This is a genomic window from Campylobacter concisus (assembly GCF_003048835.2).
GTDB classification, from domain to species: Bacteria; Campylobacterota; Campylobacteria; order Campylobacterales; family Campylobacteraceae; genus Campylobacter_A; species Campylobacter_A concisus_D.
In genome coordinates, this window is sequence record NZ_CP060705.1 from 37,453 (window position 1) to 58,593 (window position 21,141).

General features: G+C 41.1%; 28 protein-coding genes. 12 read left to right on the forward strand and 16 right to left on the reverse strand.

What is annotated here, in order from left to right; all coding sequences use genetic code 11:
* Positions 1–85 precede the first annotated feature (85 nt).
* Genes CVT08_RS00205 through glmM form a run of 5 tightly spaced genes read right to left on the reverse strand, consistent with a single transcriptional unit; the run spans position 86 to position 3,222 of the window.
* Complete coding sequence (locus CVT08_RS00205) at positions 86–631, reverse strand: hypothetical protein (RefSeq protein ID WP_021088832.1); 546 nt, start codon at positions 629–631, stop codon at positions 86–88.
* A 9-nt stretch (positions 632–640) separates the two neighbouring features.
* Complete coding sequence (locus CVT08_RS00210; RefSeq protein ID WP_004317437.1) at positions 641–1,075, reverse strand: CopD family protein; 435 nt, start codon at positions 1,073–1,075, stop codon at positions 641–643.
* Between the two features lie 9 nt (positions 1,076–1,084).
* The gene (locus CVT08_RS00215; RefSeq protein ID WP_012000991.1) at positions 1,085–1,447 is read right to left on the reverse strand and encodes an NINE protein; all 363 of its coding nucleotides are present in this window, start codon (positions 1,445–1,447) and stop codon (positions 1,085–1,087) included.
* Positions 1,437–1,889: a signal peptidase II gene (lspA, locus tag CVT08_RS00220; RefSeq protein WP_107856985.1), complete on the reverse strand. Its 453-nt coding sequence runs from the start codon at positions 1,887–1,889 to the stop codon at positions 1,437–1,439. The genes CVT08_RS00215 and lspA overlap by 11 nt, the downstream gene beginning before the upstream one ends.
* The gene (glmM, locus tag CVT08_RS00225; protein WP_107856984.1) at positions 1,882–3,222 is read right to left on the reverse strand and encodes a phosphoglucosamine mutase; all 1,341 of its coding nucleotides are present in this window, start codon (positions 3,220–3,222) and stop codon (positions 1,882–1,884) included. The genes lspA and glmM overlap by 8 nt, the downstream gene beginning before the upstream one ends.
* A gap of 157 nt (positions 3,223–3,379) precedes the next feature.
* Between glmM and rpsT the strand changes: the two genes are divergently transcribed.
* The 4 genes from rpsT (at position 3,380) to CVT08_RS00245 (ending at position 7,369) form a co-directional block, all read left to right on the forward strand.
* Positions 3,380–3,649, forward strand: coding sequence for a 30S ribosomal protein S20 (rpsT, locus tag CVT08_RS00230; protein ID WP_004317319.1), 270 nt, complete (start codon positions 3,380–3,382; stop codon positions 3,647–3,649).
* Between the two features lie 14 nt (positions 3,650–3,663).
* Entirely contained in the window at positions 3,664–4,731 is a 1,068-nt protein-coding gene (prfA, locus tag CVT08_RS00235; protein ID WP_107856983.1) for a peptide chain release factor 1, read from the forward strand.
* Positions 4,732–5,028: 297 nt separating this feature from the next.
* Positions 5,029–5,448, forward strand: a complete 420-nt coding sequence (locus CVT08_RS00240) for a TOBE domain-containing protein (RefSeq protein ID WP_103635904.1) — start codon at positions 5,029–5,031, stop codon at positions 5,446–5,448.
* 355 nt (positions 5,449–5,803) lie between these two features.
* The gene (locus tag CVT08_RS00245) at positions 5,804–7,369 is read left to right on the forward strand and encodes a flavocytochrome c (protein ID WP_107855980.1); all 1,566 of its coding nucleotides are present in this window, start codon (positions 5,804–5,806) and stop codon (positions 7,367–7,369) included.
* A 29-nt stretch (positions 7,370–7,398) separates the two neighbouring features.
* Here CVT08_RS00245 and CVT08_RS00250 read toward each other — a convergent pair whose 3' ends face one another.
* Positions 7,399–7,632: a winged helix-turn-helix domain-containing protein gene (locus tag CVT08_RS00250; protein WP_107855979.1), complete on the reverse strand. Its 234-nt coding sequence runs from the start codon at positions 7,630–7,632 to the stop codon at positions 7,399–7,401.
* Positions 7,623–7,988, reverse strand: a complete 366-nt coding sequence (locus tag CVT08_RS00255) for a diacylglycerol kinase (RefSeq protein WP_107855978.1) — start codon at positions 7,986–7,988, stop codon at positions 7,623–7,625. The genes CVT08_RS00250 and CVT08_RS00255 overlap by 10 nt, the downstream gene beginning before the upstream one ends.
* Before the next feature lie 53 nt (positions 7,989–8,041).
* Here CVT08_RS00255 and CVT08_RS00260 point away from each other — a divergent pair, with 53 nt between their 5' ends.
* Positions 8,042–8,800 (forward strand): exodeoxyribonuclease III, encoded by a 759-nt coding sequence (locus tag CVT08_RS00260; protein ID WP_107855977.1) that lies wholly within the window; start codon positions 8,042–8,044, stop codon positions 8,798–8,800.
* Here CVT08_RS00260 and CVT08_RS00265 read toward each other — a convergent pair.
* On the reverse strand, positions 8,797–9,354 hold the full coding sequence (locus CVT08_RS00265) for a manganese efflux pump MntP family protein (protein ID WP_107855976.1): 558 nt from the start codon (positions 9,352–9,354) through the stop codon (positions 8,797–8,799). The genes CVT08_RS00260 and CVT08_RS00265 overlap by 4 nt on opposite strands.
* 110 nt (positions 9,355–9,464) lie before the next feature.
* On the opposite strand from CVT08_RS00265, the gene CVT08_RS00270 reads away from it, so the two are divergent.
* Complete coding sequence (locus tag CVT08_RS00270; RefSeq protein ID WP_107855975.1) at positions 9,465–10,214, forward strand: DUF4197 domain-containing protein; 750 nt, start codon at positions 9,465–9,467, stop codon at positions 10,212–10,214.
* The gene (locus CVT08_RS00275; protein ID WP_107855974.1) at positions 10,211–11,083 is read left to right on the forward strand and encodes a DMT family transporter; all 873 of its coding nucleotides are present in this window, start codon (positions 10,211–10,213) and stop codon (positions 11,081–11,083) included. The genes CVT08_RS00270 and CVT08_RS00275 overlap by 4 nt, the downstream gene beginning before the upstream one ends.
* On the opposite strand, the gene CVT08_RS00280 is transcribed toward CVT08_RS00275, so the two are convergent.
* Positions 11,080–11,805, reverse strand: a complete 726-nt coding sequence (locus CVT08_RS00280; protein ID WP_107855973.1) for a class I SAM-dependent methyltransferase — start codon at positions 11,803–11,805, stop codon at positions 11,080–11,082. The two genes, CVT08_RS00275 and CVT08_RS00280, sit on opposite strands and share 4 nt — an antisense overlap.
* Positions 11,806–11,850: 45 nt before the next feature.
* Between CVT08_RS00280 and CVT08_RS00285 the strand changes: the two genes are divergently transcribed.
* Positions 11,851–12,243, forward strand: coding sequence for an acyl-CoA thioesterase (locus CVT08_RS00285; protein ID WP_107855972.1), 393 nt, complete (start codon positions 11,851–11,853; stop codon positions 12,241–12,243).
* On the opposite strand, the gene CVT08_RS00290 is transcribed toward CVT08_RS00285, so the two are convergent.
* On the reverse strand, positions 12,234–12,593 hold the full coding sequence (locus CVT08_RS00290) for a Fur family transcriptional regulator (protein WP_103598258.1): 360 nt from the start codon (positions 12,591–12,593) through the stop codon (positions 12,234–12,236). The genes CVT08_RS00285 and CVT08_RS00290 overlap by 10 nt on opposite strands.
* A 146-nt stretch (positions 12,594–12,739) precedes the next feature.
* Between CVT08_RS00290 and CVT08_RS00295 the strand changes: the two genes are divergently transcribed.
* Genes CVT08_RS00295 through CVT08_RS00310 form a run of 4 tightly spaced genes read left to right on the forward strand, consistent with a single transcriptional unit; the run spans position 12,740 to position 16,736 of the window.
* Complete coding sequence (locus CVT08_RS00295) at positions 12,740–13,645, forward strand: metal ABC transporter solute-binding protein, Zn/Mn family (RefSeq protein WP_107855971.1); 906 nt, start codon at positions 12,740–12,742, stop codon at positions 13,643–13,645.
* Between the two features lie 2 nt (positions 13,646–13,647).
* Positions 13,648–15,141, forward strand: a complete 1,494-nt coding sequence (locus tag CVT08_RS00300; protein WP_107855970.1) for a nickel/cobalt transporter — start codon at positions 13,648–13,650, stop codon at positions 15,139–15,141.
* Positions 15,138–15,920: a metal ABC transporter ATP-binding protein gene (locus CVT08_RS00305; RefSeq protein ID WP_021092586.1), complete on the forward strand. Its 783-nt coding sequence runs from the start codon at positions 15,138–15,140 to the stop codon at positions 15,918–15,920. Before CVT08_RS00300 ends, CVT08_RS00305 begins: the two co-directional genes overlap by 4 nt.
* Before the next feature lie 9 nt (positions 15,921–15,929).
* Entirely contained in the window at positions 15,930–16,736 is an 807-nt protein-coding gene (locus CVT08_RS00310) for a metal ABC transporter permease (RefSeq protein ID WP_021092457.1), read from the forward strand.
* Here the strand turns inward: CVT08_RS00310 and CVT08_RS00315 are convergent.
* Genes CVT08_RS00315 through CVT08_RS00335 form a run of 6 tightly spaced genes read right to left on the reverse strand, consistent with a single transcriptional unit; the run spans position 16,717 to position 21,140 of the window.
* Positions 16,717–18,048 (reverse strand): MATE family efflux transporter, encoded by a 1,332-nt coding sequence (locus CVT08_RS00315; RefSeq protein ID WP_107855969.1) that lies wholly within the window; start codon positions 18,046–18,048, stop codon positions 16,717–16,719. The genes CVT08_RS00310 and CVT08_RS00315 overlap by 20 nt on opposite strands.
* A 12-nt stretch (positions 18,049–18,060) precedes the next feature.
* Positions 18,061–18,225, reverse strand: coding sequence for a hypothetical protein (locus CVT08_RS10085; protein ID WP_199906311.1), 165 nt, complete (start codon positions 18,223–18,225; stop codon positions 18,061–18,063).
* Positions 18,216–18,434, reverse strand: a complete 219-nt coding sequence (locus CVT08_RS10090) for a VOC family protein (protein WP_199906312.1) — start codon at positions 18,432–18,434, stop codon at positions 18,216–18,218. The genes CVT08_RS10085 and CVT08_RS10090 overlap by 10 nt, the downstream gene beginning before the upstream one ends.
* Before the next feature lie 15 nt (positions 18,435–18,449).
* On the reverse strand, positions 18,450–19,175 hold the full coding sequence (locus CVT08_RS00325; protein ID WP_103570547.1) for a TerC family protein: 726 nt from the start codon (positions 19,173–19,175) through the stop codon (positions 18,450–18,452).
* Complete coding sequence (gene purN / locus CVT08_RS00330) at positions 19,168–19,755, reverse strand: phosphoribosylglycinamide formyltransferase (RefSeq protein WP_107855968.1); 588 nt, start codon at positions 19,753–19,755, stop codon at positions 19,168–19,170. The genes CVT08_RS00325 and purN overlap by 8 nt, the downstream gene beginning before the upstream one ends.
* Positions 19,737–21,140, reverse strand: a complete 1,404-nt coding sequence (locus CVT08_RS00335) for an NAD(P)H-hydrate dehydratase (protein ID WP_107855967.1) — start codon at positions 21,138–21,140, stop codon at positions 19,737–19,739. The genes purN and CVT08_RS00335 overlap by 19 nt, the downstream gene beginning before the upstream one ends.
* Position 21,141: the final 1 nt, after the last annotated feature.

A 21,141-nucleotide genomic window follows, 5' to 3' on the forward strand; every position in this document is an offset into this window, starting at 1 on the left:
TAACTATTCGTTTTATTTTTAGATAAATTTGTTAAGTCTGGTTTTAAAATTTGAGTGCAAAGGCTAAATTTACACTCAAATTTCTTTATTTGCTGATGATTTGTGGGAAAGGTGTGGCTAGGGCTTTTTTGCTAAAGTCTTGCGACTCGATCGTGAAATTTGTAGCAAATCTTTGAATGCCCTCTTTTTTATAAGCACGCCTTTGGATGGTAAAAAGGACTAAATTTCCGCCTTGTTTGGTGTAGCGATATATCGAGTGCTCGGCTGTTGGAGTGCCATTTAAATTTGAAAATATCGTGATATCAAGATAAATTTCATTTGCGAGCGAGCCCTTTTTATAAGCCACTTTTAGCCCTTTTGCTTTTAGCTCTTTTAGATCATTTATCTTTTGCTCGACCGCTTGCTCTGGCGTAGCGTCAAATTTAAGGGTATTTAGCGAGAGCATGTAGCTAAAACTATCTATCTTCTCGCCAGGCAGCAAGTACTCCTGCGTGAATAAATTTGGCACAGGCTTGGCTGAGCCTGCTAGAGAGTAGAGTCTGTTGTCAAATTTTATCTGCATCGGCTCAAAATACTGAGTTGCTGCGAGCAATAGCGCTGGCAAAGCGATAAATGCTAAAAATTTCTTCATCAAATTCCTTTAAAATGGATTTACTATCATGACCCAGATGATGATGAGCATCGCGATAGTTGGCACTTCGTTGTAAGCTCTAAAGAAGATGCCACTTTTGTTGCAGCGTTTCTCTTTAAGCTGCTTCATGTAGCGTCCAAGGTCTAGGTGATAGATAGCCATTAAGATGACAACTAAAATTTTGACGTGGATGTGACCAGTTTTTATAAGATCAGGCATCGCGATAAGTATCAAAATGCCAGTGACAAATGAGCCAATGAGTGCGACCCAGCCGATGTAGTGATACATCTTGTACTCCATCACCTCTACCACTTTTACAAAGTCTGGCTTGTCCATGTTTTCTACGTGATAAACGTAGAGCCTTGGCTGATAAAACAGCACTGCCATCCACGAGATGAAAAACAAATAGTGGAGGTATTTTAAGTAAAGATAATATTCTGCCATAACGTCTCCTTATCTAAAAAGTATCTCTTTTCTAGCTTCAAATTCAGCCTTGCTGATCGCACCACTCTCAAAAAGCTCGTAAAGCCTTTTGAGGTCATCCTCTTTATCTTTTAGTTTTAGTCTCTCTTTTAGCTCGACTTTTTGTAAATTTTTCTCTACATAAGCACCAACCAAAAATGCATCGATAAGCCACCAAATGCCCCAAATAGCCAAGAATGGTATGCCTATAATGAAATAAAACGTAGAGTAGCCAACGAAAAATAGTCCCATCATTAAAAAGCCAGTGATAAATTTACCAAGGTAAATTCTATGCGCCCCAAGCCAGCCAGTAAGTAGCCAAAGCGCGTATGCGACGTAGATATTATTTCCCACTCTCTCTCCTTTTTCTAAAACTTTGCCAAAGTATCATCACAACGCAAAGATCGATCATCACATCAGCGAAGTTAAAGACCGCAAAGTTAAACCACTTGTGCCAAAAGACATAATCCACGACGCCGCCATGGATAAATCTATCTGTGATGTTTGAGCTGCCAGCTCCTAGCAAAGCTCCAAGCCAAATGGCATGCGAGTAAAGCAGTTTTTTTTCAACGACTAGATATACAAAAACGCCTAAAATGAGGGCGATCTGGATAAATTTCAGCCACTCATCTAAAAAGGCAAACATCGAAAATGCAACGCCCTTATTATATGTAAGCACTAGCGAGAAAAACTCGCCGTCCCAAGAAAAACCATCTATAAATATCATCTTTATCACTTGATCAACGACAAAAATGATAAAAAACGCTATGAAAAATTTAACCAAATTTCTACGCATTTAGGGCTTTTACAAAAAATTTCTCAACTTCATCCATGCGTTTTTCAACTAAAGTTTGATTTTTGCCCTCAAGCAAAAGTCTGATCAAATTTTCAGTGCCAGAGTATCTAAAGAGTGATCTTATGCCCTCTTTTGCAAGGCTAGCCTCAAGCTCTTTTAGCCCCTCTATCTTATCAAGCGGCTTTTTCTCTGTAATCTTTAAATTTAGCAAAATTTGCGGATACGGCTTTAGCTCGCCAAAAATTTCACTAGCTTTTTTGCCTTTTTTAAGCATCATCGCAACAACTTGCATCGAAGTAACAAGTCCGTCGCCAGTCTTGGCGTAGTCGTTAAAAATGACGTGTCCGCTTTGCTCGCCACCAAAATTTATGCCATTTTCTTTCATCATCTCAAGCACGTATTTATCGCCTACGTTTGAGCGAAGTAGCTTGATCTTGTGAGCTTTTAGATAGTCATCAAGCGCGGCATTACTCATCACTGTAGCCACTATGGCACCGCCTTTTAGAGTCTTTTGCTCGTGCAAAAAAGCAGCCAGTGAGCCAAGTATCGCATCTCCATGCACTACTTCTCCGTTTTCATCGACCACGACAAGCCTATCAGCATCGCCGTCAAATGCAAAGCCGATGTCAGCACGAAGCCTTTTTACCTCACTTGCTAGATCTTCTGGATGAAGCGCGCCGCAGTTTTGATTGATATTGCTACCATTTGGCTCGTTGTTTATGACGATGACGTCAGCTCCAAGCTCGCTAAATACGGTTGGTGCGACCTTGTAAGCAGCTCCGTTTGCCACGTCTAAAACTACTCGTAAATTCTTTAAATTTAACTCTTTTGGGAATGAATTTTTGATCTGCACGATATATCTGCCGATAACATCGTCGATCCTCTTGTTTGCGCCGATCTCTGTCATCGTCTTTTGAGCGCTTGCGATGAGCTCATCGTCGTAGAAAATTTTCTCTATCTCAGCTTCTATCTTTTCATCTAGCTTGTTGCCAAAACTATCAAAAAATTTGATGCCGTTGTCGTAGTATGGGTTGTGTGAGGCGCTTATCATTATGCCAGCGTCACAGCGCATATTTTCTGTTAAAAATGCTATCGCAGGTGTTGGCATAGGGCCTATTTGAAGGACGTTGTAGCCAACTGCAGTTAGCCCTGCGACGATGGCAGTTTCGATCATATAGCCGCTTTTTCTAGTATCTTTTCCAACCAAAATCACATTTGTCGCTGAGGTCTTTCTAAAGTAAATTCCAGCAGCCATTGCAAGGCGCATAGATGTCTGAGCTGAAAGCTTTTCGCCAGCCTTACCACGAACTCCGTCTGTTCCAAAAAGTTTCATAAAATTATCCTTTTTATTATAAAATGGTGCTATTTTATCAGAAATTGTCAAATTTAAAATCTAAAATTTTATTTGTTTTAAAGCAGACTTAAATTCAGTTACAATTAAATATATTTTTCATATAATCACGGACTAAAATTATCAAAAAAGGTATATTATGGCAAACCATAAATCTGCTGAAAAAAGAGCTAGACAAACTATAAAAAGAACAGAAAGAAATAGATTTTACCGCACTAGACTTAAAAATATTACAAAAGCAGTGCGCGTAGCTGTAGAAGCTAAAGATCTAAATGCTGCAAATGAAGCTTTAAAAGTTGCTAACAAAAGTATTCACAGTTTTGTAAGTAGAGGCTTTTTGAAGAAACAAACTGCTGCTCGTCGTGTTAGTCGCCTTGCTCAATTAGTAAATACTCTAAAAGCTGCTTAATCTATTAAATTTTAATGTTTGCTGATAAACTTCATCCATTTTTGGATCGCTATGATGAAATTTCTACACTTCTAAGCGATCCAAATATAGCAAACGATATCGAAAAGATGACAAAGCTCTCAAAAGAGCAATCATCTATCGAGCCAGTCGCAACTGCTGCAAAAAAATATCTACAAATTCTAAATGATATCGACGAGAACAAAGCCCTGCTTGAGGACGCTGAGCTTGGCGAGCTTGCAAAAGACGAGCTTAAAAATTTAGAAATTTCAAGAGAGAAGCTTGAAGAAGAGATCAAAATTTTGCTTCTTCCAAAAGATCCAAACGATGATAAAAATATATTTTTAGAAATTCGCGCAGGTACTGGCGGCGATGAAGCGGCACTTTTTGCTGGTGATTTATTTAACGCATACATTAGATACGCAGAGCTTCGTGGATATAAATTTGAGATCGTTAGTCAAAGCGAGGGCAACACTGGTGGTTTTAAAGAGATCATCGTGCTTATAAAAGGCAAAGGCGCTTACTCTAGGCTAAAATTTGAAGGTGGCACACATAGAGTTCAGCGTGTGCCAGAGACTGAGAGCCAGGGCAGGGTGCATACTTCGGCTGTGACTGTGGCTATCATGCCAGAGGTCGAAGATAGCGAGATCGAGATCAATCCAAATGATATAAGAGTTGATGTTATGAGAAGCTCAGGTCACGGCGGCCAGTCGGTCAATACAACTGATAGTGCCGTTAGGATCACGCACATACCAACTGGACTTGTTGTGACAAACCAAGATGGCAAGAGCCAACACAAGAATAAAGAAGCTGCGATGAAGGTGCTAAAAGCTAGACTTTACGAGATGCAAGAGCAAGAGAGGCTTGCAAAAGAGACTAGTGAGCGAAAGAGCCAAGTAGGCACTGGAGACCGCTCAGGCAGGATAAGAACTTATAACTACCCACAAAACCGCATAAGTGATCACCGCATCAATTTAACTCTTTACCGCCTTGATGCTATCATGGCAGCGGGGCTATTTGACGAGATCATAGAGCCGCTCATCACTCACTATCAAGCTGAAGCTATGCTTGAAGCTGGCATTTAAACACCCTAACTTCTATTATTTCTAAACTCAAATTTATAAATTTCTCTTGTTTAAATTTAAAATTTAGAGTCGAATTTTATAAAAATAAGGTAAAGGTAATATTTTAGTAATATTTATTTGAAAAAATTATTTAAATTATTTTTGTAAATTTGACCTTATAAATAGCGTTATTTTAGCGTTTGAGAAGTTTTAAATTTTAATTTTTGATATTATAAAATTTCATATAACAATTTTAAGTTTGCATTAAAAATATTACTTTACAATGTCAAAACAATTTAAATCATAAAAAGGAAAAATATGTCACTAAGTGCAAGAAATCAACTAAGCGTTGAGATATCAGAAGTAAGAACAGGCGCGGTAAATTCGCTAATAGCTGGTAAAATCGCAGGTGGTGAGGTGCTAAAAGCAACTATTACGGTTGATAGTGAGAAAGCTCTTGATCTTAAAGTTGGCAAAAAAGCTATATTTTTATTCAAGGCTTCAAGCGTTATCGTTTCAAAAGATGACAGCATAAAACTTAGCGCAACAAACCAAATTAAAGGCGTTGTTAGCGAGATAAAAGACGGCGCTGTAAATGCTGAGGTTATCATCGACGCAAATGGCAGCAAAATTTCAGCTATCATCACTAGAGAGTCAGTTCAAAATTTAGCTTTAAAAGTAGGCGACAAAGTAACTGCTATCATTAAAGCAACTCAAATAATAGTTGGCGTTAAATAATTTCTCGGAGCAAATTTGCTCCGATCTCTCTTTAAACTAATATTTTTTATTAAGCTATAAAAGAAAATCCTCTCAAAAATCTAAAAAAATTGATCTATAAAAAATTTAATTCATATTCATTTCTGGCAAATTTTAAAATTTAAATTTCTAAACTTTATGCTAAATTTACTTTAAATGCCTATTTTACGTCAATCCAAAGTCAAATTTGGATAAAAATAGTGTCAATAAATATTACCAAACTACGCTCTAATCGCACTTAGCTTTAATAAAATTTAATTTTAAAAATTAATTAGACTATTTTAATAAAAAAATCGTATAATCTAGTTAGTGAATATCTTACTTCAAAGGAGAGAGCATGAAAAATTCAGGTTTATCTAGAAGAGATTTTGTCAAATTTAGCGCTATCGGTGCTACGGCACTAGGCATGGGCGCAACAAATTTAATGGCCACACCAATGAACGAAAAAGATGTCAAATGGGACGAGGAGTATGACGTAGTCATCATCGGCTCAGGCTTTGCAGCTCTTGCAGCTGGCGTGACATCAGCCAAAAAAGGCAACAAAGTCGTTCTGATCGAAAAAATGGGTCGCACAGGTGGCAACTCTGTCATCAATGGCGGAATTTTTGCCGTTCCAAACAGCGACATGCAAAAGAAAGCTGGCATCAAAGATAGCACTGAGCTATTTATCAAAGACTGCTTGAAAGCAGGTCGCGGCATCAACCACGTTGATCTTTTGGCAAAGATCGGCGAGAGAGCGCAAGATGCTTACAAACTCACAATTGATTGTGGTGCAAAATATATCGACCAGATCACTCACGCGGGCGGTCACTCAGTACCAAGAAGCCTTCAAACAGAGGTCGGCAGCGGCGCTGGCATCGTGCTCCCTATGACTGCGACATTTGAAAAGTTAGATGGCGCATCGATCAAAAAAAGGACAAAATTTGATGATTTCGTCTTTGACGACAAGGGCGCAGTTGTGGGCGTCATCGTCAGAGAAAACTACAAATTTGATGGCAATTTGATGAGTGACGATGTCGAAAACAAAGGTGGCGATACAAAATATATAAAAGCCAAAAAAGGCGTCGTACTAGCAGCTGGTGGCTTTTGTAGGGATAAAATTTTTAGACGTCTTCAAGATCCAAGGATCACACCTGAGACAGACTCAACAAACCAACCAGGCTCAACAGCAGGCGCGCTTCTAGCGGCATTTAGAGCTGGTGCTTATCCAGTTCAGCCAAGCTGGATCCAATACGGCCCTTGGGGATGTGCTGATGAGACAGGCTTTGGCGTGGGATCGATGTTTAACGTAAATGGCTCTTTTCCGTTTGGAATTTCAGTCAATCCAAGAACTGGCAAACGCTACATGAACGAGCTAGCTGACCGCAGGACAAGAACAGAAGCTATGTTTAAAGTCATTCATGAAAAAGGCGAAGACGATAAAAATTTCCCTATCAACTTCTGTGACTCAAGAGCACTTCCTCACATGCTTCCAGCTCACTATGAAAAGGCTATCGCAGCTGGAATTTGCAAGAAATTTGACACACTTGATGCCTTGGCAGCTGAGTATAAGATCCCAGTTGATGAGCTCAAAAAAACAGTCGCAAGATACAATGAATTTGTTAAAAAGGGCGTTGATGAGGACTTTGGCAAACCAGTTGTTGCGACTACGACAAAGGGCATTGATATCTCAGTTCCGCCGTTTTACGCAGAGCGTGGCACACCAAAAGTTCACCACACAATGGGTGGCCTAAATATCAACACAAAAGCCCAAGTCATGAACTCTCAAACAGCTATGCCTATACCAAATTTATATGCAGCTGGCGAGATCACAGGTGGCGTTCACGGAGCCAGCCGTCTAGGATCAGTTGCGATAACTGATTGCTTGACATTTGGTATGATCGCTGCTGAGACTATAGGCTAAAACTACTAGTGGCAGGCATTTGCTTGCCACTATAAATTTTTAAATCTATAAACCCCGTTTTTTACCCGTTCAAAAATTTTCTTCTCTTCAAGCAGCTTAAATGTGCTTATCACAGTTGGTTTGCTAACATTTAGCTTTTCGCAAATTTCTGAAATTTTAAGCACGATAAAGCCATTTTCATCGCCTAGCTCGCAAAGTAAATTTATGATCTCTACCTTTTTCTCGCCAAGAAGCGCTTTGTAAATTTCTTTTTCTAGCCCCAAATTTTATATCCTATCGCTACGCACCAAAGCGCGCCACATAAGAAATTTGCGATCATCACAGCCGCACTTCCAGCGTCCTTTGCCGCTTTTGCTAGGGCGTGATAGTCTGGGCTCGCAAGATCAGTCACTCGCTCTAGACTCGAGTTTAGGCACTCGCAAACTAGCACAAATGCCATGCTAAAGATCAAAAATAGGTTAAAAATAAGGTCAAATTTCCAAAAAAATAGTGAGATCGTAGCTACCAAAAATATGCAAATTTCTATGCGAAAGCTCTTTTCGTTTTTAAAAATTTCAGCCAAACCCTCTCTTGCGTAGCCAAAATTTTTAAAAAATTTATAAGTTGGCTGGTTTCTCATAACCTTCCTTTTTGTGATTTTTGGCATAATTATAATTAAAAAAAGGATGAAATTTGAAACTTATTAGTTGGAACGTAAATGGGCTGCGCGCAGTCGTGGCAAAAGAGGGCTTTGCTTGGCTTGATGAGGTTAGGCCTGATTTTCTAGGACTTCAAGAGATCAAGGTCAAAGAGGACGACGTCCCAAAAGAAATTTACAACCTTGGCTTTAAAGATATCAGTGTAAACTCAGGCGCAAGGGCAGGATATTCTGGCGTGATGAGTCTAGCAAAATTTGACGTACAAACGCAAAAGGCGGCCTTTTTTGACGACAGGGAGGGGCGAGTTTTGGAGCATAGATTTGGCGATATCGTGCTTTTTAACATCTACTTTCCAAACGGCCAAAAGGACGACGAGCGCCTGGCATTCAAGATGGACTTTTACGAGAAATTTCTAGCTTACTGCAAAGAGCTGATAAAAAGCGGCAAAGAGGTGATATTTTGTGGCGACGTAAATACCGCTCACCGCGAGATCGACCTGAAAAATCCAAAGGCAAATGCCAAAACTTCGGGCTTTTTACCTATCGAGCGAGCGTGGATAGATGAGGTGCTAAAAAGCGGCTTTATAGATACATTTAGAGCCGTAAATGGCGACATTGCGGACGCTTACTCGTGGTGGAGCTACCGCTTTAACGCAAGGGCGAAAAACGTCGGCTGGAGGATTGATTATTTCTTCATCTCGCAGGGGCTAAAAGATAGGCTAAAAGACGCCTTTATCTTGCCAGAGATCACTGGCAGCGACCACTGCCCAGTTGGCATAGAGATAGAAATTTAGAGCACTCCCTCTTCTAGCAGGTGGGTGATGAGGATTTTAAAGCCTAGAAATATAAGTATCGCTCCGCCTAAAAATAGTGCCTTTTTCTCTAAAATTTCACCCATAAATTTACCGATATAAAAGGCGGCTAGGCTTAGCACAAAGCAGACTATGCCGATGATGAGCGCACTCTCAAATACATTAACCGCCTCAAAGCTAAGCGTGACGCCAACGGCAAGTGCGTCGATACTCGTGGCAAATGCGCCTATAAAAATGGTCTTAATATCCATGCCCAAAGAGTCGCTAGCCTCGCTGCTACAGGCCTCTTTTAGCATTTTAAAGCCAAGAAAGCAGAGTATAAAAAATGCGATGAAGTGATCGATAGAGCTTATAAATTTAGCAAAGCTAATGCCTAGAAAATAGCCAAAAAGCGGCATGAGAAACTGAAAAAAGCCAAGCATGAAAGCTATAAATAAAATTTTGCCAAGGGCAAGACTTTTATACCTTGCGCCGTTTGCCATATTTAGCGCTGTGCTATCCATGCTAAGAGCGAAGCTAAGAAGTAAAAGTTGCATAATCTTCCTTTAGAAAAAGGGTGAATTCTAGTGCAAAAATATTAAATTTATTTTAAGCGTTTAGATATTTTTTGTATGATTTTGCTTTAAATTTGTAAAAAGGAAAGAAAATGAAAAGATCACTTGTTATTCTTTGTGGTGCGCTTGCTTTAAATCTGCAAGCCGCAAGCATGGATGATATGATAAATAAAGGTGTGAAAATTGCCACTCACGCATCAAACGGCGACTATAAAAGTCTAGTTAGCGAGGCGCTAAATGCTGCTGTTAGCGAGCTTTCAAAAGAGGGCTTTATGAACAACGCCACAGCTAAAATTCCACTCCCAAAAAGCCTTGAGATGGCGTCAAATTTAGCCAAAAAAGTGGGCGGCGAGAAATGGGCGCAGGACCTTAGCAAGTCGATAAACAACGCTGCGACCACGGCCGTGCCAAAGGCTGCTGAAATTTTTAGTGAGAGCATAAAAAATATGAGCGAGGCTGACGTTAAAAAGCTCTTTAACGGCGGTAGCGACAGCGTTACGAAGTATCTGCAGGAAAGCTCCAGCCAAAAGCTAAAGGCGGCATTCACGCCGATAATTGAGAAAATGATGAGCGATAATAGCTTTGCGACCGCCTATAATGGGCTAAATTCTTTCATCGGCAACTCAACAAAAAACAACGAAACGATAAAATCAGTAAAAAACCTAGCTAAAAATTTAGGTGCTGGTGAGTACGTGCCAGAAGATAGCGAGGATCTAAACTCATACATTACGAGAAAGACGCTAGATGGGCTATTTAACGTGATGAGCGAGAAGGAAAAGGGACTAAGAAGTGGCTTAAACCTAGATAGCGGCAAAAAGGTGCTAGACTCGATATTTAAATGAGAAATTTGACCGCTCAAAACAAAGCCGACATCGCTCTTATCGTAGTTTCCATCGTTTGGGGCGCTACGTTTTTACCCATGGCAAACGCACTAAAGACAAATGGCGTCTTTGTCATGCTTTTTTGCCGGTTTTTTCTCTCGGCTATCTTTATGGGCTTTGTCGCGCTTAAATTTGCTAAGAAATTTGATAAAAAGAGCGTCTTCTACGGCGTTATCCTTGGTGTGGTGCTGTTTTTGTCATTTACAACGCAGACTTATGCCCTAAAGCTTACATTTAGCTCGAGCGTTGCCTTTATTACGGGGCTTGAGTGCGTGATAGTCCCTTTTATGGCAGCTATCTTTTTTAAAAATAAGATAAGTATTTTTGCAATTTTAGGCGCTATCATCGCTATTTTTGGGCTTTGGCTCTTAAGTGGTGCCACACTCGCACTTGGGGCTGGAGAGGCACTAGCGCTTGTTTGCGCCATATTTTACGCACTTTACACGACGCTAAATGGTCACTTTGTAAGAAAGAGTGAGCTTTATCTGCTTGTTTTTGTGGTCTTTCTCACAAATGCCATGCTCTCGCTTGTTTTTGCGCTTTTTCAGGGCAGTATCGTGCCAAATTTCGATAGGGAATTTTTCATAGCGATATTTATCACGACTGTGATTGGCACCATATTTTGCTACTTTGTGCAAACTATCGCCCAAAGATATACGACCGCTAGCAAGGCGGCCTTGTTTTTCTGTCTAGAGCCAGTCTCTGCTGGGCTAATAGGCTACTTTATAGCTGGCGAGATACTTAGCGTCTGGCAAATTTTTGGAGCCATGCTCATCATCTTTGGCGTCATTTTTAGCGAATTTGGCAAGCAAATTTGCTCTAAAATTTAAAAGACAAAAAGCTTCATTTGAGAGTCTATTTTCTCGTCTATAAACTCGCCGTCAAATCTCTCTTTTAACATCGCTAAAACCGCCTTTTCATCGTAGTTTTTAGCTCCGTTTATCTCAAGGTGCCAGCAGATGTTCTCAGCAGCTTCTTGCACGCTTCGTCTAGCGATCCTAGTTTCGTTTAAAATTTCACTCTTATAAGCGATGCCTTGCTCATTTAGCCACGCTTCAAGCCTATCTACAACGTTTTTTTGCGAGAGTGTGCGGCCAAATTTTTCAAAAAATGGCTCAAGCAAGTCAGAGCTTCTAGGCTTGTCCCAGCCAAGATAAAGCTTTTGCTTGGCACAGTTTTGAAATTTATCAAAGTCCCAGTCGCTTGCAATGGCCGGGCTCATCGTGCAAATGGCGATATCAAAGTGTCTTGCTGGCTTAAATTCTCTCCACGAGCAAACCTCGCTACTTAAATTTGTCACGCCAAATCTCTTTGCATCTTCGTTTAAAATTTCTATCATCTTTTCTGAGCTATCAATACCTGTTATATGTTTAGCCGTTTTTGATAAAAATATGCTCCAAACGCCCGTGCCACAGCCTATATCAAGGATATCTTTGCCACTAAAATCAACTCCCCAAGCCAAGGCTTTGGCAAAAATTTGCTGCTGGATAGCGCTGATCTTGCCGTCAAATCTTTGGTAGTTTGACGCCTTTTTATCCCATAAATTTTGCATTTTAGCTCCTCTTTTTGGTTATAATTTTAGCAAAAAAGGCTAAAAATGAGAGATTTTATATATCACGTCACTATCCCGCCACAAGCCATAGACATGCACGGACACATGAACAATGTCTATTATTTCACGCTTATGCAAGAGGCCGCATTTGCCCACTCTGCCGCTGTTGGCGACACGGTCGAGGCGCAGTATAAAAGGGGTGAAATTTGGCTCATTAGAAAAAATGAAGCAAAATATATAAAAAGTGCAAAGCTGATGGATAATATAGAAATTTACACCTACACGCAGGCCGATGGCAAGGCCACTTCGAGCAGATATTTTGAGTTTAAAAAGTATGGCGAGCTAATAGCAACTGGCAAGACGGAGTTTGTCTATATCGATCTAAAGACAAACCGCCCAAAAGCTATCCCAGCTGAGATCATCGCGCTTTACTCGTGACCACATTCGTCGCAAACGCCCTTTATCACGGCGCTTTTTATATTTTTGGCAACGTTTAGGCGGGGCATATCGATGTTTGTTACTTTGTGACAGACGTCGCAGATGAAGTAGGCTTTGGCTTCATTTGCTAGCTCGTAGTAGCTCTTGTGGTTGTTTTCGGTTTTTATCACGAGATTTTCTTTTTCAAAAATTTCCATACTTCTATAAAAGGTCGTCTTGTTTGCGTCAAGAATTTGTAAAATTTCATCATAGCTTAGTGGTGCTTTGGCGTTTTGCAAAATTTCAACAAGCTTTATGCGAAGCGTCGTAGCCTTGATATTGTGCTCTTCTAAGAAATTTCTCGCGTTCATCTTTGCCCTTTTTATTTTTCGTATATTAACGCTAAAAGATTTAAACTATATTTAAAAGAAAAGGCTAAATTTAGGCTTTTGAACTTTAAGTTGCAACCAAGTTGCATTTTGCTAAACTTCGCAATTATTTTTTTAAAGGAGAGATAATGAGAAAAATTATCGTTTTTTTAGCTGTTTGTGCTTTGTCTCTTTTTGCAAAGCCGGTTGTAACTACTAGCATACTGCCAACGAAATTTTTTGTCGAGCAAATCGCTGGAGATACGCTAGATGTAAATACGATGGTTGGCAAAGGGGCTGATCCGCACACATACGAGCCAAAACCAAAGCAGATGAAGGAGCTTGAAAAGAGCGAACTTTACTTTGCTATCGGCATCGAGTTTGAGGACGCGTGGCTTGATCGCTTCTCAAAGACGTTTAAAAATTTACGCATCGTAAAGACGCAAGAGGGCATCGAAAAGATCGCTATGAGCGAGGAGCATGAACATGAAGAGCATCACGAGCACAAGCACGAGGGCGAACATAAGCATGAGCACCATGACCACGAGGGAGAGCACCATCACCACCACGACGGCCTTGATCCGCACATCTGGCTTGACCCTATCTTGGTAAAAACTCAGGCTGATAACATCGCTAAGGCGCTAATAGAGAAATTCCCGCAAAATGCAAAGCTTTATGAGGAGAATTTGGCTAAATTTAAAGCTAGCCTTGACGAGCTTGATAGCTTTATCAAAAATGAGCTAAAAGATGTTAAAACTCGCGAATTTATCGTATATCACCCATCTTGGGGCTACTTTGCAAAGCGCTATGATTTAGAGCAAATCGCCATTGAAATAGAGGGCAAAGAGCCAAAGCCAGCTGAGCTAAAAGAGCTTATAGAAGAGGCTAAAGAGCACGGTGTAAAGGTCATTTTCGTAGCTCCGCAGTTTCCAACAAAGGCTGCAAATTTGATCGCAAAAGAGACTGGCTCAAAGGTCGTCATGATAGATCAGTTGCCTGAAAACTGGCTAGCCGAGATGAAAAAAACGGCTGAAATTTTCGCAAAAAGTCTATAGAAATGTTAGCACGCCTGATCGTCATTTGCCTACTAGCGATAAATGCTTTCGGGTGTGCTTTATGCTCGCTTTATAGCCCAACAGCTCATGTTAGTGCGAAATTTGTCGCGCAAGAAAATAACATCAGCCAGATAGCCTTTACTTGGACCTTTTCGCAAAATTTCTCAGACCTGATGAAGCAAAATTTTGACCTCAATCAAGATGAAAAGATAGACGAAAAAGAGCTTAGAAAGATCCGCTTAAATTTACTAGACTACCTCGTGCCAAGGCACTATCTAACGGACATTGAGTACTATTATAAGGACGAAAATGCCACTAAAATAGAGCCAAATTTAAATAATTACAAACTCTACTTTGATGAGGGCAGACTTAAATTTGACGTGAGTTTTAAGACAAATTTAGTGATCGCTGACGGACTTGTCGTGTCGGTTGATATGGAGGATAAAGAGGGCTATTTTAACTTCAAATTTACGCAAAATAACGCATTTTCGGTTGGTGAGCGATTTTGGGCGATACCAAATTCAAACTCAAATTTGATATTTTTTACATTTTCAAGCAAAGAAGCAGCCAAAGCTCACAACCAAAAGCCAGCGCTTAAAGAGCTGCTAAAAGAGCCAGTGGCAGGCGCGAGCGATGAAAATTTAAGCCAGATAGACAAGATCGATGAGGCTAAATTTGACATCGTCTCAAAAACTAGCCTAAGCTTGCTTGATAGGCTAAAGCAAATTTTAAGAAGCGTGGATTACAAAAGTCCGCTTGCGCTGCTATTTTTAGCGTTTATCTCATTTGGCTATGGCTTCTTGCACGCTGCTGGCGCAGGTCATGGCAAGGTGCTAACAAGCTCATATTTTGCTGCGACTGGTGGCAGCTACAAAAGGGCGTTTTTATTTGCCTTAAAGATCGGCTTTTTGCACGTCGTGGGCGCATTTGTCTTTGTCTTTGCTAGCTTTTTGCTGCTTCGTGAAGTAAGTAGCGACCTCACAAGAGATACTGCTAGCATAACGACTGCGTTTTCTGGAGTTGTGATCTTTTTTGTGGCGATTTTTATGCTTGTTAAAAAGATCAAATTTTATCTCTCAAGCAAAAATGAGACTAAATTTTATATTTTTAGATCAAATCTAAGCCAAAATTTGAGTAAAAATACAAAATTTAAAAGTGAATGTGGCTGTCAAATTTGCTCAACCAAAAAGCCAAAGAGCAAAGAGGAGTGGCTAGTAGCGGCTGCTGCGGCTCTTGTGCCCTGTCCTGGTACGATACTAGTCTTTGTGCTGGCAAATGAGATAGGTAGCTACTTTGCAGGCGTGATAAGTGGCCTGTTTATGGCGCTTGGCATGAGTGTGGTGATATTTGTAGCGGCAGTTTTTGGCTCAAAGATCAGCACAAACATTAAGCTAAAAAAGTTTAAAATCTACGCAGAATTTGCAGCCCTTGGCATTATGCTTTGGCTTGGACTTTTCATTTTTGTCACGACATTTACGCAAAAGAGCCTGTTTTGAAAGATATTATAAAAATTAGAAATTTAAACTTTAGTTACGATAAGCAAGTCGTTTTAGAGGGTATTAACTTAGACTATAGTAGCGACGAGTTTTTGGCGATAATCGGTCCAAATGGTGGGGGCAAAAGTACGCTTTTAAAGCTCATTTTGGGTCTGCTTAAACCTCAAAGTGGCGAGATCAAGCTCTTTGGTAAAGAGCCAAGCGAGGTAAGTAAATTTATAGGCTACGTGCCGCAAAATTTCCTCTCAAATCAAAGCTTTCCGATGATGGTTTTAGAAGTTGTATTAATGGGGCTAATCGATAAAAAAATCTTTGGTTTTTACTCAAAAGATGAAAAAGCTCTAGCGCTAAGTGCCCTTGAAAAGGTCGGTATGAGCGAGTTTGCAAACGCGAGGATCGGTGAGCTAAGTGGCGGTCAAAGGCAGCGCGTCTATATCGCTAGAGCGCTTTGTGCAAATGCAAAAGTGCTCATCCTAGACGAGCCAACAGCGAGCATCGACACAAAAGGGCAGGCTGAAATTTATGAAATTTTAAAGGGCATAAATGCAAATGGCGTTGGCGTGGTTTTAGTTAGTCACGACCTAAATATCGTGCTAAATTACGCTACAAAGATCGCTTACGTGAGTAAAAATTTACACATTCATAAAACGCATGAAAACCTTGCAAAGAGGGAATTTATCGAGCATCTAGCTAGAACGCATAGCCATTTTTGTGATGTTGAGATCGCACTTGGCGAGTGTGGCTGCGAAAAAACAAAGAGCAATGTTTTTAAATTTTAAAGAGAGAAAATGAGTGAAATTTTAGAGTTAAATTTTATGCAAAATGCCTTTATTGCGAGCATTTTAGTAAGCATAATATGCGGCATGATAGGCTCGCTTGTGGTGATAAACAAGATGACTTTCATCGCTGGAGGCATCGCACACGGCGCATATGGCGGCATAGGACTTGCCTTTTTCTTCTCACTCGAGCCGCTGCTTGGAGCGAGCATATTTTCGCTGCTTCTAGCGCTCATCATCGCCACGATCACGCTAAAAGATAAGACAAACATCGACTCTGTAATAGGCGCTATTTGGGCGATTGGCATGGCGATTGGTATTATTTTCATCGATCTAACTCCTGGCTATAACGCCGATCTTATGAGCTATCTTTTTGGCTCGATCCTTGCAGTTAGCGGCACAGATATTATCTTTATGAGCGTTTTAGACCTCTTGTTTTTGGCACTCATCGCGCTTTTTTACCGCCAGTTTGTGGCGATTAGCTTTGATGCGGAGTTTGCAAGGCTAAGGGGCGTAAATACCACTTTTTTTCACTATTTGCTAGTTTGCATGATGGCGCTTTGCGTGGTGGCTACGATCCGCGTGGTGGGGCTAATACTTGTCATCGCACTACTTACCATACCGCCTTATATTGCGCAAATTTTTGCCAAAAGACTTGGGCTCATGATGCTTATCTCAACCATTTTTTCTATCATTTTTTGCTTTATCGGCCTTGTGATCAGCTTTTATTTCAACCTCACAGGCGGAGCTAGCATCATCTTAGTCGCCTCGCTTTGCTTTTTTGCATTTAGCTTTAAATTTAAAAGCTTGCGCTCGTAGCTCTTTTTAACCTAAAAAGCGTCCAAGCCAAAAAGCAAATCGCCGTAAAATAGACGCTAAAAAAGAGCGCTAGCCACATAAATTTGATCTCAAGTCCTAGACAAAAGACCACCACGTAAAAGAGCGAGCATTGAAGCACGAGCTGTCTAAAGCCATTTAGCAAAAAGATCGCCACTGGGCGTTTTATCGCTTGTAGCGTGCTGCCTGAGATGTTTATCGTGCCGTAAGCCATGTAGGCAAGTGAGTTGATGCCAAGGTAGAGTTTGGCTACCTCAAGCACGGCTGGCGTGCTGTCAAAGAGTTTGATCGCGCTCTCACCAAAAAGCCTGATGAAGATGTAGGCAAAGACGCAGTAGATGAGCAAAAAAAGAAGTGATAATTTGTAGCACTGCAATACTCTTTGAAAGCTCTTAGCGCCGTAGTTTCTTGAGATGATGCTAAGCACCCCTGCTGCCATGCCGATGGTCGGAAGCACTAAAATTTGCTCGATCCTTAAGGCTATGCCATAGCCTGCCACTGCATTGACGCCGTAAAAGCTTACAAATTTTAAAAGCACAAGCGAGCCAAGCGACATTGAGAGGTAGTTTAGACAAGCTGGCAAGGCTTGCTTTAGTATCTTTGCCCAGACGGCGAAATTTGGCACGAAGTAGCCTAAATTTCTAGGCTCTATCATCTTGCTCTTTCTTACTTTAAGAAAGAGATAGATCATGCCTAAAAACTGCACGCTAGCCGTTGCTAGTGCAAGACCTTTTACGCCAAGAGCAAAGATAAAAGCAAAAAGATAGCAAAAAAATGCGTTGATAAAAAGGCCACAAAATAGCCAGTTGCGGTAGCTTTTAGTATCGCCAAGTGCGACTAGAACGCCATTAAGCGATTTTATAAGTAGGAAAAATGGAGCTGCAAGAAAGATGACACCAGCGTAGTCAAGTGCTTCTTTGATGTAGTGATGATCAGCACCTAAAAGCACTAGCAGATCTGGCGCTAGCAAGTAGCCACAAAGCCCAATAAATAAGGCAAAAAGAAGCACAAAAACGATGCCATTTGCCGCATAAAGTTTAGCCATTTTTGGTTTGTTTGCACCTAGGCTGTTGCCTATTAGCGCGGTGAGTGCCGAGCCAAAGCCAAGACCGATGCCAACGACACTTAGATAGAGCAAAAAGCTCATCGCCATGCCAGCAACTGCAAGGGTAGAAATTTTAGCGGCGAAAAATGTGCCAGTGACATTGTAAAGTGTATTAAACATCATGCCCACGCCAGCTGGCAGCGAGAGCGAGATGATTAGTTTATTTAGTGGGTCTTTTAGTAGGTCCAAGCTGTCTTCTTACTAAATTATATATGAGCTAAGTTCTATCAAATTTCTGCCGTAAATATATAAACTCTTCATTGCTCCAAGCGCTCCGTTTCGCCTAGCGACGCCAAGCTCTGGCTTCACACCTTTTGAAAGTAGCTCCAATCGCACCTCCTCTATGTCATTTTTAGCTAAAAACATATATCAGCGCTACCCTTTGTTGGATGCTTTGCCGCAGGTAAAAACTCGCCCTTAAACCTATGTAAATTTATCTTTTTTGAGCCAAAATTTAGGCTAATGTGACCGTCTTTCTGAGCTAGTCGCATGCCTAAAATGTCGCAGTAAAATTTAAGCGCCTCTTTAACGTCACTTACCACTATCACGATGTGATCTAAATTTTTTATCTGCATTTTGGCTCACACTTTTTATTTTTGCTCTCTTAAAGCCCTTTTTCTAGCGTAGATATTTAGGCATTCAACCGCTAGTGAGAAGCCCATAGCAAAGTAGATGTAGCCTTTTGGCACATGCACGCCAAAGCCATCAAGCACGAGCGCAAAGCCAACTAGCACCAAAAATGCTAGTGCGAGCATTTTTATCGTTGGGTTGTTATCGACAAATTCTGAGATCGCCTTTGAGGCAAACATCATCACACCAACTGCGATGATGACGGCAAGTATCATGATATCGATGTGCTGAGCCATACCAACTGCGGTGATAACGCTATCAAGCGAAAAGACTATGTCTAAAATGCCTATTTCTAGGATAGTCGCAAAAAATCCTGGATGAGACTTGCTCTCGTGAGCCTCTTCATGCTTGCCAGTGGCGTTTGCGTGGATCTCCATTGATGATTTTACTATCAAAAATAGACCGCCTATTATGAGCACTAGATCGCGCCCTGTGATGCTAAGCTCGCCTATGCTAAAGAGCGGCTTTGTAAGCTTCATGATCCAAAATAGTGAAAGTAGCAGGATGATCCTAGTGATCATCGCAAAGCCAAGCCCTAAAATGCGGCCTTTGCCCCTTTGCTCTGGTGGCAGTTTGCCTACTAAAATAGCGATAAATATGATGTTATCTATGCCTAAGACTATCTCCAAGCCAGTTAGCGTAAGTAGCGATATCCACGCCTCTGGCGAACTCAACCATTCAAACATTTACTTCCTTTGTTAAAATTTTTATTATGCTTTGGGGCAAAATTTCATGCTCTATGGCGTGAATTTTAGCCTCCCACTCATCTAAACTCATGCCATCCTCACGCTCAAACGCCCTTTGCGCGATCAGTTTGCCCCCATCAAGCTCCTCGCTCACATAATGCACGCTCACACCGCCTATCATCATATCGCTCTCAAAGCTCTCCTTTATCGCATGCGCGCCCTTAAAAAGCGGTAAGATAGAAGGATGTAAATTTATAGCTTTTACTTGCGTCGTAAAAACTGGCGTTAGTATCCGCATAAAGCCTGCAAGCACCGTTATATCAGCCCCGCTTTTTAAAATTTGCTCCACCAAAGCTGCGTCAAATTCCTCACGTTTGTCAAATTTAGCACTTTCTATTATCGTCGTCTCAAGACCAAATTTCTTAGCACGCTCTATGCCAAATGCACCTGGCTTGTTACAGATACAAAGGCAAACTTCGATCTTTACGCCGTTAAAAATTTGATTATGAACTTTTTTAAGTATCGCTTCTAAATTTGAGCCACTGCCGCTAAAAAGCACGGCTATCTTTTTCGTAAGCATTTTACTCCTTTGATGATGTCTGTTGGCTCTAGCGCGTAGCTGTTTTTGCCAAAATTTCTAAGGCTAAGTGCATGAGCTAAAGTGGCCGAGATAGCAGCACCAAGAGGCTCGTAGTTTTGAGCTAAAAGTGCTAGCACAAGACCGCTTAGCACGTCACCACTACCGCCTTTTGCAAGCGTGTTTTTGCCATAAGGCATGACGTAAATTTGCCCCTCTTTGGCGATTATAGTGTTTGCCCCTTTTAACACGAGCACGGCGCTAAATTTCTCACTCCAAGCCTTAGCGTAAGCGTATCTGTTTTCTTGCAAGGTTTGCACATCTATATCGGCTATTTTGCAAATTTTTAAAAGCGAGCAAAACTCCTTTGGATGAGGTGTCAAGACGCAGTTTTCATCTAGCAGCTCAAGCACTTTTGGGCTGTAAAAGATATCAGCGTCAAGCACAAGCTTTTTGCCTTTTAAATTTTGCACCTCAAGCTCTTCTACGCCCTTTTTGCCAAGCCCCATGCCAAGGGCTCCAGCGTTCATTTTCTCACTTATCTTGCTAGCTTGCATGATGTGCGTTGGTAAATTTAAACCTTGCTCGCCTATCACACTAACTAGCCCAGCCCCAAAGGCAAATGCCGCCTTTGCGCAAAGCTTGCTAGCTCCCACGTGCTCGCCAGATATAATAAATGCATGGCCAAAGTCGCCCTTATTTACGCACTGATTTTTTCTATTTGGAAGTATAAGGTCGCATTTTTCAAGCAAGTGATAGTCGCTTTCGCACTCGTAGTTTTGCGAGCTTATGCCAAGAGTGGCGAGCTTTATCTTACCAACGTAGTCTTTTGCTGCGTCGCTATAAAGAGCTAGCTTTCTAGCTCCCATCGTGATAGTAGCGTCTGCTTTTACGCAAGCGCCAAGCACCTTGCCCTCGCTACTTAGCCCACTTGGCACGTCACAAGCGATGATATAAGCAGGGCTAGTGTTTATTTTTGAGATGAGACCAGTTAAATTTTGATCCAAAACTCTATTTAGTCCTGAGCCAAAAAGCCCGTCTATGACGCATTTTACGCTATTTAAGCTATTTTCTACCTCTTTGCTCTCACGCACACCAGCAAATTTAGCTCGCTCGAGCTGTTTGGCGGCTAGTGGCTTTAAATTTTTACTAGCTAGGATAAATTCACACTCAAACTCGCCCTCTAGCATCCTTAAAGCGCAAAGCACGTCAGCGCCGTTGTTCCCGCCACCACAAACGCCAAACACCCTCTCGCCTTTTTTAAATTTCTTACGGATAAAATTTGCTATGGCTGCGGCTGCATTTTCCATTAAAAGCTCTTCGCTAAGGCCAAATTTCTCGCTCGCTCGCTCGTCCAAAACTCTCGTGTCTAAATATAAATTTTTCATT